The organism is Pseudomonas sp. YH-1 (assembly GCF_051990045.1).
In the GTDB taxonomy this organism is placed as follows: domain Bacteria; phylum Pseudomonadota; class Gammaproteobacteria; order Pseudomonadales; family Pseudomonadaceae; genus Pseudomonas; species Pseudomonas nicosulfuronedens.
The window spans coordinates 4,451,769-4,467,738 of sequence record NZ_CP178184.1; the positions used below are offsets into that span (position 1 = coordinate 4,451,769).

Consider the following 15,970-nt stretch of genomic DNA (forward strand, 5'->3'; position numbering starts at 1 on the left):
CCTATTCAGACACCGAAGGGCGCGGGGAGTAACAAGGTCGTCGCGATTCCCGGAGCCGGTGGCAGGGTCCAGCGCCGCGCACGCCCTTGCCCCAGCGCCTGCACCCGACCGGCCAGGGCCAGCATTTCGAGGGCGCGCTGCACGCTGCGCTGGCTGGTATCCAGCGCCAGTGCCAGGGCCGAGCTGGCCCAGGCCTGACCATCGCTGAGCAGCGCCAGCACTTCAGCGTTGGCGTCCTCCAGGGGTGGCGCAAGGACCACCGGATTGGCGGCAACCAGCCCATAACCCTGAGGTGTCGATTCGATTCCCGCCCTGGGTTGCAGCAGGCGCCGCAAGCGGCCGATCTCCACCCGCAGGCGCGCCCGGTGGGTTTCGTCCGGATGACGGGTACGGAACACCCGGCCGATCAGTTCGACGCGCGATACATCGCCGGGCCAGGCTTCGGCCAGCGCGCGGGCAAGGGCGAAGAGCACCGGCCGGCTGCCCAGTGACAGATCGCCAATACGGTTGCGGCCGGCGTCCACCACCAGGGCGTCGGAGCGCAGCAGGCTCTCCACTTCATCCAGCGACAGCAGACACGCGTTGTGGCGGTCGATCCGCCGCGCGGCCGGTGCCTCGAGCAGGCGCTGTGCCTGCTCGACTTCGGCGCGCAGGGCGGGAATGGCGGCCGTCGCAGCCGCCTCGGCGGCCAGGCGCAGAGCGCTTCGTGCCTCGCCCGCTCGAAGTCGGCGGACGGCGATGCCGGCGGCGATCAGCCAATGCACTGCGCGCAAGGGCGCCGACAGCGATTCCGGAACCGACTCGGCGAGCGCGGTATCGGCTCGATCGAATTGACCGATCAGCAGCGCGCGGCGAATCAGCAGGTAGCGGGCATGGGCGGCATTGATCGTATCGCCATGGGCCTGCAACACCTGCGCTGCCTGTTCCAGTGGTCCGGTCGGCCAGTTCAGCTCGCGGCTGGCCAGCGCCACTTCCGCCTCTGCCACCCGGCAGCGGGCGCGCTCCATGGGTTCGTGGCCACCGAAGGCGCGGGCGGCGCGGCGCAGCAGGGTGCGGGCACGAGGGAAATCACCCAGTTGGGCCATGGCGATACCCCGAAGCGCGAGAGCAGGCGCGTCTTCCCGCAGGGCCACTCGATTCAGCGCGCCCAGCGGATCTCCGGCGGCCAGCGCGCAGGCCGCCGCCGTGATCAGCGAATCCATGGAAATCCCCCCCTTGCCACCCCCGCCATGAGCCTGAGGCCCAGTCTATGCCATGGCCTTCACCCAGGCCTGCCGGCGCCTTGCGCGTACTGGCTGGAACGCTGTCGGATCACATGAATTGGCGCGGTGGCGGATCAGCGTCCACGCTATTCCCGCCGCCATGCCCTGGAGAAAAGGAGAGCAGCATGCACGAGATATTCTGGCCCGAAGGCTACCTGCCGGGACTGACTGACAACTTCGCGTCCAATGAAGTCATCGTGGCGGGCCTGGGCGCCGCCGAGGTCTGGCCGCAATTGGCCGACACCCGAGCCTGGCCGACCTACTACAGCAACGTCGCCGCTATCGTCTTCCACGACGGCAGCGGTCCGCGCCTGAACCTGGGTGCGCGTTTCGCCTTCAAGACCTTCGGCTTTCCCATCGAGGCCGAGGTCACCGAGTACGTACCACCGCGTGATGACGAACCGGGTCGGGTGGCCTGGCACGGCTGGGCGGAAGGAGACAGCGATACGCGGCTGGACGTTCATCACGCCTGGCTGATCGAAAACCTGCCCGGTGGACGGGTACGCATCCTCACCCAGGAAACCCAGGTCGGCAAACCCGCCCAGGAGCTGGCGCGGACCCGGCCGAACCCGATGATCAACGGCCACCAGGAGTGGCTGGACGGCCTGGTCAGCGCGTCGCGCGGCTGATCCGTCGCACGCGAAGCAGCCGCGGGCCTCAGGTTCCGGCGGCTTCGTGGCGTCTGGCGCGGCTAGCGCCGACTATCACCGGCGTGCCGCTGAGCGGGTCGCTCATCAGGGTGCAGCACACACCGTACAGTGCCTCCACCAACCCGGCAGTCACCACTTGTGACGGCGCGCCCTCGGCCAGCAGGCGCCCGTCCTTCATCGCCACCAGGTGGTCGGCATAACGGCACGCGCTCGACAGGTCGTGGACCACCATGACGATGGTCTTGCCGGCCTCCGCCAACTGGCGGATCAGCTCGAACACCTCGATCTGGTGGCCCAGGTCCAGCGCCGAGGTGGGCTCGTCGAGCAACAGCAACGGCGTGTCCTGGGCGATGGCCATGGCGATCCAGGCGCGCTGGCGCTGGCCGCCGGACATCGACTCCAGCGGGCGCTCAGCCAACTCGACCAGATCCGCCGCGCGCAACGCCGATTCGATGATGCGCTGGTCATTCTCGCTCCATTGCTGGAACAACCCCTGGTGCGGCTGGCGACCGAAGCGAATCAACTCGGCGACTGTCAGGCCTTCCGGCGCGCTGGCATCCTGGGGCAACAGCGCCAGGCGCCTTGCTACTTCGCGAGTGGGCAGGCTGCCGATGGCCTTGCCATCGAGCAGCACGGCACCGCCGCTGGGTTTCTGTAGCCGTGCCAGGCCTGCGAGCAGCGTGGACTTGCCACAACCGTTAGGACCGACGATGGCCGTGACCTGGCCGGCCGGCAAACGCAGGTTCAGGCCCTCGATAATCGAGCGCTCGCCGTAGGCCATGCTCAGCGCGCGGGTTTCCAGCGGCGCGGTGGTGCTGGGGGAAATGGAGGTCATGGCTGTCTCCCGGCAGGCTGACGCAGGATGATCCAGAGCAGGTAGGGGGCACCGATCACCGCCATGACGATGCCCACGGGGATTTCCACCGGTGCCAGCAACGTGCGACCGAGCCAGTCGGCCAGTAGCGTCAGGAGGGCACCGGCCAGGGCGGCATTGAGCACTGGCACGCCATGACGGCCACCAAGGTAGCGCGCCACTTCCGGTGCGATCAGCGCCACCAGCCCCACGGGCCCGGCCACAGCCACGGCCAGACCGGTGAGGGCCACGCTCAGCGCCAGGGTCGCCGCACGCATGGCGGAAAGGCGCACGCCGAGGCCGATGGCGACGCTGTCGGAAAAACGCATCAGCATCAGCGCCCGCGCCAGCAGCTTCGCCAGCGGCAGGCCGAGCGCGAGGCCGCCGGCCAGCAGCCACACGGCCAGCGCCGGGCGGGCGTTGAGGCTGCCGACGGTCCAGGGATAGGCCGCGTTGGCGGCGTCGATGTCGGCGCGAGCCAGCATCAGGTTGGTGGCGGCACCGAACAGAGCGCCGATGCCCAGCCCGACAACGATGAAGCGATAGCCCCGCGCGCCGGCACCGGCGGCGAGAACGAAGGTCAGCGCAGCGGCGGTCGCCGCGCCACTCAGGGCCAGGGCGGACGGTGCCAAGGTGGTGGGCACGGCGACGATGGAGGCGACCGCGAAGGCGGTGGCACCGTTGTCGATGCCAACCATGCCCGGCGTGGCCAGGCGGTTGCGCGCCAGGGTCTGCATCAGGCAACCGGCGGCGCCCAGCGCGGCACCACTGAGCAAGCCGGCGAGCAGGCGCGGCAGGCGCAGTTCACGCACCAGCAGGGTCTGCATCTCGTCGCCCCGCCCCAGCAGCGCGGCCAAGGCCTCACCCATTCCGAGATCGCCCGAAGTCAGGCAGAACACCAGGCTCAGGAGCAGCATGGCCGCCAGGGCCATGCCCACGGTGGCGCTGCGCCGGTGCCAGAGCAACGAGTGTCGGCCGGTGCGCAGCACGCCATGGCCTGGAGGAGTGGTCGGGATGCTCATCGGCTTTGCAGGGTCGGCAGGCGCTGGGAGCGCACCACCGCAATCAGGATGGGCGCGCCGACAAAAGCCGTCACCACGCCCACCGGCAGTTCATAGGGTCGCACCAGCAGGCGCGCGATGATGTCCGCCAGCAGCAGGACACAAGGGCCGAGCAGCAGGCACAAAGCGAAGCAGCGGCGGATGTCGGTACCCACCAGGCGGCGGGCGATGAAGGGCACGATCAGGCCAAGGAAGGCAATCGGACCAGCGGCGGCGTTGGCGGCGCCCACCAGCAGCGCCACGGCCAGCAAGGTTGCGACGCGCACCAGCTGCGGATGATGGCCGAGCCCGGCGGCGACCCGTTCGCCCAGTGCCAGGGCGGCCAGCGGGCGAATCAGCGGCAGCGCCACGGCAAGCCCCAGGACCAATCCAGGCAGGCAGCCGCGCAGGGTTTCCAGCGGGCGTCCGGCGAGGCTGCCGACTACCCAGAAGCGGACTTCGTCGGCGGTACGCTGATCCCAAAGCAGCATCAGGCTGCTGAGCGCGGTGAGCAGCCCGGAGAAGGCCACGCCGGCCAGTACCAGGCGTACCGGGTCTTCCCCCACGCCACGCAACTGCGAGACCAGCAGCACCAGCAGGCAACCGCCGAGCGCGCCGAAGCTGGCCACGGCGAGGTTCATCCCGGCGGCAGTGGCGCCCAGGTTGATCGCCAGCACCACGGCGAACGAGGAACCGGCGCTCACACCGAGCAGGCCGGGCTCGGCCAGCGGGTTGCGCGTGACCGACTGCAGCAGCAGGCCGGCGGCGCCCAGTGCCACGCCGACCAGCAGAGCCAGTTCGGTGCGCGCCATGCGCAGCGTGTGAACGACAAAGCGAGTGTCGTCATCGGCACCGCCCAGCAGTGCGAGCAGGCTCTGCCAGGGGCCGGCATCGCCGGCACCCACCAGCAGGCTGGCGAGGATCAGCAGAACGAGCAACGCTGCCGCGAACGCCAGAGCCCGTGGCAGCGCGAGACGGTTGGCGAGCATCAGTGCAGCAGGGCCTTCTCCACGTCATCCAGCACTTGCTGGGCGGCGAGGTAGCCGGAGCTGCTGCTCCAGATCTGTCCGTCGACGCTGGCCAGGTGCCCGGCTTCGACCGCCTTCAGGCGGGTGAACGCCGGTTGCTGGCGCGCTTCGGCCAGGGCTTTCTCACCATCGGGGTTGAGGGTGGCGAGGAATATCCAGTCGGCGTCGGCCTTGGACAGGTTTTCCAGGCTGAGGATGTCGGTGTGCGGGCGCTTGTCGGTCTGCTTCGCCAGCTCATTGGCCTTGAGGCCGAGCTGATCGAGGAGCTGCCCGACGAACAGGTGGCCGGACATCATCATCGGCCCCTGCGGATTCCAGCGCACCACACTGACGCTGGTGTCTGCGGGCAGGCGTGGGCGCAATGCGGCGATGCGCTGGTCGATCTCGGTCAGTCGCTGCTCGCCTTCGGCTTGCTTGTCCAGCGCATCGGCATAGACACGGAAGGCCCCACGCCAGTCGTCCAGCGAGCCGCCCTTGGGCACCACGGTGGGGGCCAGCAGGCTGAGCTTGGCGTATTGCTCGCGGGTCAGGCCGGGAGCGGCGAGGATCAGGTCGGGGCGCAGCTTGAGCACGGCTTCGAGGTTGGTTTCGCGCACGGTGCCCACCAGCGGAAGCGGGCCGGATTTCGCCTTCAGGTAGGCGGGCAGGTCGGTGCCGCCGCGGCTGGCGAGGGAACCAACGGGTGTCACGCCCAGGGTCAGGCTGGCATCCAGGGCGTTCTCGCCCAGGGCGATGACGCGTTGCGGATTGTCCTTCACCTTCACCGGGCCGAAGGCAGTGTCCAGGCTGCGCTCGGCAGCCTGGACCGGGAGGCTCAGCACGAGGCCGGCGAGCAGCAGGGCAGTGCAGGACAGGAAGCGGCGGGGAAGCGAGGCGCTGACGTGCATGATGAGGGTCCGTTGGCGAGGAATTTCGTCAAGGTACGAAATTCACAATCACGAATCACTCGCATTTACGGATTGTTTACATTTGCCATGACATGCATCAAGCACGCAGAAACCTAGTTGGCGGCGCGGCGGAACGCTCCCGGTTGCTGTCCGGTGGCCTTGTGGAAAGCGCGGGTGAACGCAGCGATGGACTGGTAGCCGACCGACGCGGCCACTTCCGCCACGCTCTGGTCGGCCTTCAGCAACCGGCATGCCTGGCCCATGCGCAGGGCCAGCAATACCTGGCCGGGGGACTGCCCGCTGGTTTCGTTGAAGCGCTTGAAGAAAGCCGAGCGCGAAAGCCCGGCGCATCCCGCCATGTCTTCCAACGTCCAGGGCAGTTGCGGTTGCTGGATCATCCGCTCCAGCAAGCCGGCGAACTGCGGTTGGCGGGCGAGGGCGACCAGCCCGCCCAGGGTCGGATTGCCTACCACCTGCTGGCGCAGCACGTAGAGGAACAGCAGGTGGCTCAGGCGTTCGAGCATCTGCTGCGACGGTGTCGGCTGCCGCTGGCATTCCTCGAGGATCAGCTCGAACAGACTGCGCGCGGCCCGCTGGGACGGCTCCTCGGCACGCAGCACGAGGAAGGCGGGCAGGGCGTCGATGATCAGTGCCGACAGCCCCGAATCGAAATGGAAGAACCCGCAGACCAGCCCCACGCCATCCTCGGCCTGCAACTCCAGGGCGGTCATGCTCTGGCGCGGTTGGCAGGCTGCCTCCTCGGCGCTGGACTCGCTGGACAGCCGATACGGCACATCGCGCAGGATGAACACCGCGTCACCGCTTTCCAGCCGGTACGACGGCTCGCCGTCCAGGTGCAGCCAGCAGTGGCCCTGTACCACGAGGTGGAAACTGGCCCGCGCCAGACCCTGGGTCGAAGCGTGCCAGCCGCCGCAATAGCGCCCTACGTGAAACAGGCTCGCGCTCAGTTCAAGGCTGTCTAATAACCAATCAACCAGGGGGCTGGACGAAATCATCTAATGGAAAGACTCATGAGCAAGTGATAGCGACTTTAGAATATTGAATGGATTTCTTATTACCAACAGACTTTTTCGACACCCCATTTCAACGGAGTCGAACCATGTCCCGCCTGCCCATCCAGACCCTCGACAGCGCCCCGGAAGCCGCCAAGCCGTTCCTCGAGAATGCGCTCAAGGGCTCCGGCTTCATCCCCAACCTGCTGGGGGTGCTGGCCAACGCACCGGCCGCGCTGGAAACCTACGTCACCGTATCCGGCCTCAACGGCAAAGCCGACCTCGGCCTGCCGGAGCGCGAAGTGGTCCAGCTGATCGCCGCCACCACCCACGGCTGCGACTTCTGCGTGGCCGGGCACACAGCGGTAGCTTTCAACAAGGCCAAGCTGCCTGAGGAAGTGATAGCCGCCCTGCGCGAACAGCGCGAACTGCCCGATGCGCGCCTGGAAGCCCTGGCCGCGTTCGCTCGCGAATCCATCGCCACCCGCGGTGCGGTGAGCGATGCGGGCCTTGCTGCCTTCCGCGCTGCCGGTTTCACCGATGGCAACGCCCTGGAAGTACTGCTGGGTATCAGCCTGGCGACCTTGTGCAACTTCGCCAACGTGCTGGCCCAGACCCCTCTGAACCCCGAGCTGGGCAAGTACCGCTGGGAACAGGCGGCGAACTGATTTTCGTGTGACCGGGCGGCAAGTGCCGCCCAAGCAAGGAGAGCAACATGCTCGACCCGACCCTGAGCCGCTGGCTCGATGAGCACGCCGAGGGCCTCGACCTCGGCCACACCGACCCACAGAGCGTGCTGCCGCAACTGGCTGCGGCCGGGCTGTTCGCCATTGGCGTGCCCGAAGAGCGCGGCGGCAGCGGTGGCACCGTGCTCAATGCGATCGACGCCATCGCCGATGTAGCGGGCCATTCGCTGACGGCCGCCTTCGTCTTCTGGGGCCAGCGCGCCTTCATCGAATACCTGCTGCAGAGCCCCAATCGCGAGCTGGGCGACCTTCTGCTCGGCGAACTGCTGGACGGCAGCCTGGCCGGCGCCACCGGTCTGTCCAACGCCATGAAGTTCCTCTCGGGCATCGAAAGCCTGCAAGTGAACGCGACGCCGACCGGCGATGGCTGGAGCCTCGACGGCCGGCTGCACTGGGTGACCAACCTGCGCAAGGGCCGCTTCGTGGTCGCGGCGGCCATCGAGCGAGAGGGCGCGGCACCGCTGGTGGCGGCGATCCCTTCGGACCGCGCGGGCCTGACCCGCTCCGACGACCTGCAACTGCTCGGTCTGCAATCGAGCAACACCGCTGCGCTGGACTTCGCCGCGGTCGAACTGCCGCGCGCCTGGCTGCTGCACGAAGATGCCCGCCACTACCTGCCGCGCGTGCGCCCGGCCTTCCTCGGCCTGCAATGCGCCATGACCATCGGCCTGACGCGCAAGGCCCTGGAGTCGGTACGCGAGCACCTGAGCGACCGGCGTTCGGTGCTGCGCGAGGAAGAGCAGCGCCTGGCTGATGAGCTGGACGAGCAGGTGGCACGCTTGCGTGAAGGCCTGCTGGATGGCGCTTTCCTGACCGAGCCGGCGCGATTGTTCCGCATCCGAATCGGCCTGGCCGAAGGCGCGGCTGCCGCCGTCCAGCTGGAGCTGCAAGCCAGCGGCGGCAAGGCCTATCTCACCGAGCACGGCGCGGCTTTCGCCCGGCGCTGGCGTGAGTCGGCCTTCGTGCCCATCGTCACACCCAGCCTGGTGCAGCTGCGCGCCGAATTGCAGAAGCAGGCCAAGGCATGAGCCAAGCGATCCTGCAGGCCAGCGACGTTGCCCTGGGCTATCCCGGAGACAACGCTTGGCGCAGCGTGCTGGAAGGCTTCGCCCTGGAGCTGGCCGCCGGAGAGGTGGTCTCCATCCTGGGCCCCAGCGGTGTCGGCAAATCCAGCCTGCTGCGCGTGCTGGCCGGCTTGCAGAAGCCCGCGGCTGGCGTCGTGCAATTGCTCGGTCAGCCGATCGACGGCCCGCACCCTCGCGTCGCGGTGGCCTTCCAGGACCCGAGCCTACTGCCCTGGCTGAACCTGACGAAGAACGTCGCCTTCGGGCTCGATTTCGCACGCCAGCCAAAGCTGGACAAAGCCACCCTGCAATCCCGTGTGGACGAGGCAATAGCCTCGGTCGGGCTGGACCACGCCCGCGACTTCCTGCCGGCGCAACTCTCCGGCGGCATGGCCCAGCGTACGGCGCTGGCCCGCTGCCTGGCGCGGCAGCCGCAGGTACTGCTGCTCGACGAACCCTTCGGCGCGCTGGACGAGGTGACCCGCGCCGACATGCAGCAATTGCTGCTGACCGTCATCCACGAGCGGCGTACCGCCGCCGTGCTGATCACCCACGACATCGACGAAGCGCTGCTGCTTTCCGACCGCATCCTGCTACTGGGCGACACCCCGGCGCGGACGTTGGGCGAATGGCACATCGACCTGCCGCAACCCCGTGCGGAGCTGGTCGAGGAACTGGGCGCCCTGCGGGTCGACATCCTAAAAACCCTACGGCGGGCAAGCCGCACCCACGCAAACACTACTTCTGCGCAGGAGCCTGCCCATGTGCCTGGACGACCCCACACACTCCCGACGTGACATTCTCAAACTTGGTGCGCTGCTCACCGCCGCCGGTGCGTTGCCACTGCTGACCAGCCTGCAGGCGCGCGCCGCCAGCGAACCGGATGCCCCGGTACGCATCGGCTACCTGCCGATCACCGACGCCACACCGCTGCTGGTGGCCCACGCCAACGGCCTGTTCGATGCCGAGGGCATCAAGGCCGAACGCCCGGTGCTGCTGCGTAGCTGGGCGCAGGTGATCGAAGCGTTCATCTCCGGCCAGGTCAACGTCATCCATCTGCTGTCGCCGATGACCGTCTGGGCGCGCTACGGCAGCAAGGTGCCGGCCAAGGTGGTGGCCTGGAACCATGTGGGCGGCTCCGGCCTGACCGTGGCGCCGGACATCGGCGACGTGAAGCAGCTGGGCGGCAAGACCCTGGCGATTCCGTTCTGGTACTCGATCCACAACGTGGTACTGCAACAGCTGCTCCGCGACAACGGCCTGCAGGCAGTGAGTAAACCGGCCAATGCGGCGCTGGCCGCCAACGAGGTCAACCTGGTGGTGCTGCCGCCGTCGGACATGCCACCGGCCCTGGCCGCCAAGCGCATCGCCGGCTACATCGTCGCCGAGCCGTTCAACGCCCTGGCGGAGAACCTCAAGGTCGGGCGCATCCAGCGCTTTACCGGCGATGTCTGGCGCAACCATGCGTGCTGCGTGGTGTTCATGCACGAGCACGACCTGAACAACCGCCCGGAGTGGTCGCAGAAGGTGGTCAACGCCATCGTCAAGGCGCAGCTGTGGACCCGCGGCAACCGTGCCGAGGCGGCCAAGCTGCTGTCCAAGGACGGTGAGAACCGCTACACGCCCCATGCGCCGGAAGTGCTCGGCCGGGTGTTGGCGCCGGCCGCCAGCGAACGCCAGCAGTACCTGGCCGACGGCGCCATCCGCCATGCCGACTGGCACGAGGAGCGCATCGACTTCCAACCGTACCCGTTCCCCAGCTACACCGAGGAACTGGTGCGCCGTCTGAAGGACACGCTGATCCAGGGTGACAAGGGCTTCCTCGCGGCCCTGGAGCCGACACAGGTGGCCAAGGACCTGGTGGACGACCGTTTCGTGCGCAATGCCATCGCCGGCGTCGGCGGCCTGGGCGCCTTTGGCTTCCCCGATAGCTTCGAGCGCAGCGAGGAGATCACCCCGTGACACCCGTTGTACTTTCCACGCGCCGCCACTGGGCGCTGGGCCTCGCCGGGCTCATCATCCTGCTCGGCCTCTGGTGGCTCGGCGTGCGGCTGTTCGGTGGCGACGGCCTGGGGCAGCTGTTCTCGCCCCAGGCGACCTTCACCAGCCTGGGTGAGCTGCTGGCCCGCCCGGAGCTGTACGAGCATGTGCTGGTCAGCCTGAAACGGGTGCTGCTCGGCCTGCTGCTGGCCCTGGCGGTCGGCGTGCCGCTGGGCTTGCTGGTGGGCGCCTCGCGTCACCTGGAGGCGGCGACCACGCCGGCCTTCCAGTTCCTGCGGATGATCTCGCCGCTGTCGTGGATGCCCATCGCAGTCATGCTGATGGGCGTGGGCGACTCGCCGATCTACTTCCTCCTGGCGTTTGCCGCAGTCTGGCCGATCCTGCTCAATACCGCCGCCGGCGTGCGCCAGCTCGATCCGCGCTGGCTGCAGTTGTCGAGGAGCCTCAGCGCGACGCCGTTCGAAACGCTGTGCAAGGTCATCCTGCCCGGCGTGCTCGGTCACGTGTTGACCGGTGTACGCCTGGCCATCGGGATTCTCTGGATCGTGCTGGTGCCCTGCGAAATGCTCGGCGTCAGCGCAGGGCTGGGTTACTACATCCTCGACACCCGGGATCGCCTGGCCTACTCGGAGCTGATGGCCATGGTGTTGCTGATCGGCGTGCTGGGCTTCGCCCTGGATGCTCTGGCGCGCAGCCTGTACCGCCATCGAGGCTGAAGTCGCTGGAACGGAAGAGCCGGATCACGAGATCCGGCTTTTTCAGGTCAGGCCGTCTTGCGGTAAGCCGGCCGTAGCTTCGTGAGCAGCGCCGCCACCAGATCCAGCGCCGAACACAGCAGGAAGTAGAGCAGCGCGACGAACAGGAAGACCTCGGTGGGATGCACCATCACCCGGTTGCTCACCTGCGTTGCGACGAAGGACAGCTCGCCGACGCCGATCACGTAGGCCAGCGAAGTGTCCTTGATCAGCGAGACCCATTGGTTGAGGAAGGACGGTAGCATGATCGGCAGCGCCTGCGGCAGGATCACCAGCGTGAGCACCTGCCACGGCCGCAGCCCCAGCGCACGGGCGGCGTCCCACTGGCCTTTGGGCAGGCTTTCGATGCCGGCATGCACCGAGTGTGCGAGGTAGGCCCCGCCGATCAGCGACAGCGCGCAGACCACGGTGCCCAGCGCTGGCACGTCGACATGGAAGACGATGGGCAGCAGGAAGTAGGTCCAGAAGATCAGCATCAGCACCGGAATGGCGCGGAAGAAGCCGAGGAATGCCACCAGCAGCAGGCGTGGTCTGCCGCGCAGCACCGACAGGGAAATGCCCAGCGCCAGGCCGATGATGGCCGAGGCGATGCCGGAGGCTAGCGCGAGGACGACGGTCAGCGCCGCGCCACCCAGCGGGCCGTCCGGGTAAGCGCCGATGAGGAAGTAGGACAGGTTGTCCGAGATCACCGAGAACTCCATGTCAGGCTCCCTGGCGATAGCGGCGGGTCTGCTGGATCGCCTGGCCCAGCGCTTCGATCAGCGCGATGGCGCCGATGTACAGCAGGGTGGCGATGCCGAACGCCTGAAAGGTCTTGAAGGTCTGCGTCTCCACCTGGCGCGAGGCGTAGGACAGCTCGGCGAGCCCGATGGCCATGGCCAGTGAAGAGTTCTTCAACGCGTTCATGTATTGCCCCATCAACGGCGGCAGCGCCGTACGAAGCGCCTGGGGCAGGATCACCCAGCGCCACACCTGTAGCGGGCGAAGGCCCAGCGCCATGCCGGCCTCGCGCTGCTGCGGGCGCACCGAGGCGATGCCGGCGCGGAACTCTTCGGCGATGAAGGCCGTGGTGTAGAGGGTCAGGCCCCAGGCGGCGGCGAGGAATTCGAACGACGGCCAGGTCAGCCCGGCCAACTCATGGGGTGAGTTGAGCCAGAACACCAGTTCCTCTGGCATCAGCGCCGGCAAACCGAAGTACCAGAAGAACAGTTGCACCAGCAGCGGTGTGTTGCGAAACAGAGCGAGATAGGCCCGAGCGGGCCACGACAGCCAGCGTGACTTTGCCTGCCGGGCGATGGCCAGCGGCGCGCCGAGCAGGGTAGCGATGACACAGCAGAACAGGGAAATACCCAGCGTAAGCAGGAAGCCGTCGAGCAGCCAGCTCAGGTAGGTCGGGGCGAGCAGTTCGCCGAACATGTGGCGCATCCATCAGCGGGAGAAACGGACACGCCCCGGCGGGCCGGGGCGTGGGGGAGTGCAGGGTCAGAGGTGATCAGCTCTTGTCGCCGATCCTGTACAGGCGGGCCAGCGGGGTCTTGGTGCTGGGGCCGAACCAGGTGTCGTAGATGGTCTGCGCCTGCCCGTTGGCCTCCAGCTCCGTGAGGCTCTGGTTGACGAACTCGGTCAGGGCCTTCTCGCCCTTGGGAATGCCGACGCCGATCAGGTCGTTGGAGATGGTGAAGGGCGGCACTTCGTACTTGTCCTTGTCCGGCACGTTGGCCAGCAGGCCGATCAGTTTCGGGCCGTCCTGGGTGATGGCCTGGACTTGGCCGTTGCGCAGGGCGGTGAAGGCGAAGGGCGTGTCGTCGTAGGCGATGACCTTGGCACCGGGGAATTTCTCGCGCAGCACGCCCTCGTTGACCGTGCCCTTGTCGACGCCGACGCGCCATTTGTTCAGTTCGTCCGGCGACTTCAGGCTGCCCTTGCGCACGATGAACTGCTGCCCGGAGGAGAAGTAGGGGATGCTGAAGTCCACCTGCTCGGCGCGCTCGGGGGTGATGGTGAAGTTGGCCAGCACCAGGTCGACCTTGTTGGCGGTCAGCAGCGGGATGCGGTTGGCCGGGTTGGTCGGCAGGACCTGCAGCTTGACGCCGAGCTTGTCGGCCAGGGCCTTGGCGTAATCCACATCGAGGCCTTCGATCTGCTTGCTCTTGCCGTCGACGAAGCCGAATGGCGGGTTGCTGTCGAAGGCGGCGACGCGCAGCACGCCGGCCTTCCTGATGTCGTCCAGGCGGTCGGCATGGGCCAGTCCGGAGAGGACGGCCAGGGCGAGGGCGGTAACGGCAGTGAGTTTCTTCATGAACATCCAGCTCCTTGTCGGGCCGCGCTCGTTTGACGGGGTCCCGGAATGATCGAGAGCGGGCGCTCGAGGGTGGGAGAAGCCCGCTTTAGAGCGGCGGGGGTCGCCCGCCGGCGAGGCCGAGTGTGGCAGCGTGATGGTGGCGCGGAGAAGGAATGAATTGGTCTATCTAATAACCAGAAGAAATATAAAATAACAACATGGATAACCATTTTGGTGGATCAATATCCAGGGCAGGAGCCTCGCTCCTACGAAGAACGCCGCCCCAGCGCGTAGGATGGGTGGAGCTTGCGATACCCATCATCGAAGTGGACAGGTATCGATGGGTATCGCTTCGCTCCACCCATCCTAGGAAAACAGTCAGGGCCTCCAGCGGGCAGCGTTGATATCCACGGCGCGCGGCAGGATGCGCTCGGCTAGGAACAGGTCGGCGGTGCGTTGCTGCGCGGCGATGTCGGCATCGCCCAGTGGGCGGATAGGCGAAGGAGGGCGGTGCTTGAAGGTTTCCGCAATGACTTCCGGGGAGAGCCCGGTGACGCGCGCCATGATCGCCACGCTGCCGGCTTCGTCGCTGCGGGTCAGGGCTTCGGCCTGATTGAGGCTATCCAGCACCTGATGGATGAAGTCGGGATGGGCTCCGGCGTACTCACGGCTGGACAGGTAGAACGGCCCGCTCAGGCCAACCTCGGTTCCGTCCGCCAGTAAGCGCGCGCTGCCGCCCAGCAGCAGCGCCGAGTACCACGGGTCCCAGATCGCCCAGGCGTCCACCTTGCCGCTTTCGAAGGCGGCGCGGGCATCGGCCGGCGTCAGGTACAGCGGTTGGATATCGCGCAGGGTCAGGCCGGCTTGCTGCAACAGGCGCAGCAGCAGGTTGTGCGAGCTGGAGCCCTTCTGGAGAGCCACACGCTTGCCTTTGAGGTCGGCCACGCTGCGGATCGGACTGTCCTTGGGCACCACCACGGTCTCCGCCTGCGGTTTGGGCGGCTCGACGCCGACGTAGAGCAGGTCGGCGCCGGCGGCCTGGGCGAAGATCGGCGGGATGTCGCCAGTGGAGCCCAGGTCCAGGCTGCCGACGTTCAGGGCTTCGAGCATCTGCGGCCCGGCGGGGAATTCGATCCATTGGATCTGTGTCTGCGGGAAGCGTTTCTCCAGCAAGCCATGCTCCTTGGCCAGCACCAGGCTGACCGAGGCCTTCTGATAGCCAATGCGCAGTTGCGCCGGGTCTTGCGCCTGCGCTGTACCTGCCACGAGCAGCAGTCCGGCGAGCAATCGATGAAACAGCGTCACAGGCTCATTCCTTCCAGTCGTGGGAGGGTTTTTCCCAGAGATTGATCCCGCCTTCCACGGCGAAGCGGTCGATCTCCGCCAGTTCCTCCACGCTGAAGGTCAGGTTATCCAGCGCGGCAACGTTCTCGATGATCTGCTCCGGCCGGCTGGCGCCGATCAAGGCAGAGGTCACCCGGGCGTCGCGCAGCACCCAGGCCAGTGCCAGTTGCGCCAGGCTCTGGCCACGGCGTTGCGCGATGTCATTCAGCGCGCGAGCGCGCCGCAGGTTGTCTTCGGACAGGTGCTCCGGTCGCAGCGAGGCGCCACCGGGTTGGTTCACTCGCGCATCCGCCGGCACGCCATTCAGGTAGCGATCGGTCAGCAGGCCCTGGGCCAGTGGCGTGAAGGCAATGACGCCCGTGCCCAGTTCATCGGCGGTGGCCAGCAGGTCCTTTTCCACCCAGCGGTTGAACAGGTTGTAGGCCGGCTGGTGGATCAGCAGCGGTACTTTCCAGTCCTTCAGCAAGGCAGCCAGCTCGGCGGTCTTGCCGGCGGAATAGGACGAGATGCCCACGTACAGCGCCTTGCCCTGCTGCACGGCGCTGGCCAGTGCGCCGGCGGTTTCTTCCAACGGCGTGTCCGGATCGAAACGGTGTGAATAGAAGATGTCCACATAGTCCAGGCCCAGACGTTTCAAGCTCTGGTCGAGGCTGGAGAGCAGGTACTTGCGCGAGCTGCCGCCCTGTCCGTAGGGACCGGGCCACATGTCCCAGCCAGCCTTGGTCGAGATGACCAGCTCATCGCGGTAGGCGGCGAAGTCCTCGCGTAGCAGGCGGCCGAAGTTGATCTCGGCGCTGCCGTAGGGCGGGCCGTAGTTGTTGGCCAGGTCGAAGTGGTTGACGCCCAGGTCGAAGGCGGTGCGCAGCAGGGCGCGCTGGCGGTCCAGGGGCACGCTGTCGCCGAAGTTGTGCCACAGGCCGAGGGAAAGGGCCGGCAGTACCAGCCCGCTACGGCCGACGCGGCGGTAGGGGACGCGTTGGTAGCGGTCGGGGTGGGCGAGGTAGGTCATGGAAGCTCCTGGGTAGACGGGCCGCAGTGGGGACGGC

The 15,970-nt window shown here is 67.3% G+C and carries 17 protein-coding genes; 6 read left to right on the forward strand and 11 right to left on the reverse strand.

Translation table 11 applies throughout. The annotated features are described in order from the left end of the window. Positions 1-5 precede the first annotated feature (5 nt). Entirely contained in the window at positions 6-1,202 is a 1,197-nt protein-coding gene (locus ACKI1H_RS20395) for a helix-turn-helix domain-containing protein (RefSeq protein WP_138524737.1), read from the reverse strand. A 185-nt stretch (positions 1,203-1,387) separates the two neighbouring features. Between ACKI1H_RS20395 and ACKI1H_RS20400 the strand changes: the two genes are divergently transcribed. Next, on the forward strand, positions 1,388-1,891 hold the full coding sequence (locus ACKI1H_RS20400; protein ID WP_138524741.1) for an SRPBCC domain-containing protein: 504 nt from the start codon (positions 1,388-1,390) through the stop codon (positions 1,889-1,891). 28 nt (positions 1,892-1,919) lie between these two features. Here ACKI1H_RS20400 and ACKI1H_RS20405 read toward each other — a convergent pair whose 3' ends face one another. The 5 genes from ACKI1H_RS20405 to ACKI1H_RS20425 all read right to left on the reverse strand — a co-directional run bounded on the left by ACKI1H_RS20405 (position 1,920) and on the right by ACKI1H_RS20425 (position 6,736). Continuing rightward, positions 1,920-2,747 carry an ABC transporter ATP-binding protein gene (locus ACKI1H_RS20405; protein ID WP_440466111.1) on the reverse strand — a complete coding sequence of 276 codons (828 nt, stop codon included), beginning with the start codon at positions 2,745-2,747 and terminating at the stop codon, positions 1,920-1,922. Next, complete coding sequence (locus ACKI1H_RS20410; RefSeq protein ID WP_425049035.1) at positions 2,744-3,682, reverse strand: FecCD family ABC transporter permease; 939 nt, start codon at positions 3,680-3,682, stop codon at positions 2,744-2,746. The genes ACKI1H_RS20405 and ACKI1H_RS20410 overlap by 4 nt, the downstream gene beginning before the upstream one ends. A 101-nt stretch (positions 3,683-3,783) precedes the next feature. Then, positions 3,784-4,794: a FecCD family ABC transporter permease gene (locus ACKI1H_RS20415; RefSeq protein WP_440466112.1), complete on the reverse strand. Its 1,011-nt coding sequence runs from the start codon at positions 4,792-4,794 to the stop codon at positions 3,784-3,786. Continuing rightward, positions 4,794-5,720, reverse strand: a complete 927-nt coding sequence (locus ACKI1H_RS20420; protein WP_138524752.1) for an ABC transporter substrate-binding protein — start codon at positions 5,718-5,720, stop codon at positions 4,794-4,796. Before ACKI1H_RS20420 ends, ACKI1H_RS20415 begins: the two co-directional genes overlap by 1 nt. A 113-nt stretch (positions 5,721-5,833) precedes the next feature. Then, positions 5,834-6,736 (reverse strand): AraC family transcriptional regulator, encoded by a 903-nt coding sequence (locus ACKI1H_RS20425; RefSeq protein WP_440466113.1) that lies wholly within the window; start codon positions 6,734-6,736, stop codon positions 5,834-5,836. A 104-nt stretch (positions 6,737-6,840) separates the two neighbouring features. On the opposite strand from ACKI1H_RS20425, the gene ACKI1H_RS20430 reads away from it, so the two are divergent. The 5 genes from ACKI1H_RS20430 to ACKI1H_RS20450 are packed head-to-tail and all read left to right on the forward strand — an operon-like array spanning position 6,841 to position 11,260. Then, complete coding sequence (locus ACKI1H_RS20430) at positions 6,841-7,401, forward strand: carboxymuconolactone decarboxylase family protein (protein ID WP_138524757.1); 561 nt, start codon at positions 6,841-6,843, stop codon at positions 7,399-7,401. A gap of 47 nt (positions 7,402-7,448) precedes the next feature. After that, complete coding sequence (locus ACKI1H_RS20435; RefSeq protein ID WP_440466114.1) at positions 7,449-8,507, forward strand: acyl-CoA dehydrogenase family protein; 1,059 nt, start codon at positions 7,449-7,451, stop codon at positions 8,505-8,507. Then, on the forward strand, positions 8,504-9,340 hold the full coding sequence (locus ACKI1H_RS20440) for an ABC transporter ATP-binding protein (protein ID WP_440466115.1): 837 nt from the start codon (positions 8,504-8,506) through the stop codon (positions 9,338-9,340). The genes ACKI1H_RS20435 and ACKI1H_RS20440 overlap by 4 nt, the downstream gene beginning before the upstream one ends. Continuing rightward, positions 9,306-10,505, forward strand: coding sequence for an ABC transporter substrate-binding protein (locus tag ACKI1H_RS20445; RefSeq protein ID WP_440466116.1), 1,200 nt, complete (start codon positions 9,306-9,308; stop codon positions 10,503-10,505). The genes ACKI1H_RS20440 and ACKI1H_RS20445 overlap by 35 nt, the downstream gene beginning before the upstream one ends. After that, positions 10,502-11,260: an ABC transporter permease gene (locus ACKI1H_RS20450; RefSeq protein ID WP_440466117.1), complete on the forward strand. Its 759-nt coding sequence runs from the start codon at positions 10,502-10,504 to the stop codon at positions 11,258-11,260. Before ACKI1H_RS20445 ends, ACKI1H_RS20450 begins: the two co-directional genes overlap by 4 nt. 47 nt (positions 11,261-11,307) lie before the next feature. Here ACKI1H_RS20450 and ACKI1H_RS20455 read toward each other — a convergent pair whose 3' ends face one another. The 5 genes from ACKI1H_RS20455 to mgrA form a co-directional block, all read right to left on the reverse strand. Further along, positions 11,308-12,000, reverse strand: a complete 693-nt coding sequence (locus ACKI1H_RS20455; protein WP_440466118.1) for an amino acid ABC transporter permease — start codon at positions 11,998-12,000, stop codon at positions 11,308-11,310. A 1-nt stretch (position 12,001) separates the two neighbouring features. Next, positions 12,002-12,715 (reverse strand): amino acid ABC transporter permease, encoded by a 714-nt coding sequence (locus ACKI1H_RS20460; protein WP_138524767.1) that lies wholly within the window; start codon positions 12,713-12,715, stop codon positions 12,002-12,004. A 76-nt stretch (positions 12,716-12,791) separates the two neighbouring features. Continuing rightward, entirely contained in the window at positions 12,792-13,598 is an 807-nt protein-coding gene (locus tag ACKI1H_RS20465) for an ABC transporter substrate-binding protein (RefSeq protein ID WP_440466119.1), read from the reverse strand. 360 nt (positions 13,599-13,958) lie between these two features. After that, positions 13,959-14,885 carry a sulfonate ABC transporter substrate-binding protein gene (locus tag ACKI1H_RS20470; RefSeq protein WP_440466120.1) on the reverse strand — a complete coding sequence of 309 codons (927 nt, stop codon included), beginning with the start codon at positions 14,883-14,885 and terminating at the stop codon, positions 13,959-13,961. Positions 14,886-14,889: 4 nt separating this feature from the next. Further along, on the reverse strand, positions 14,890-15,933 hold the full coding sequence (gene mgrA / locus ACKI1H_RS20475) for an L-glyceraldehyde 3-phosphate reductase (RefSeq protein WP_440466121.1): 1,044 nt from the start codon (positions 15,931-15,933) through the stop codon (positions 14,890-14,892). Between the last annotated feature and the right edge of the window lie 37 nt (positions 15,934-15,970).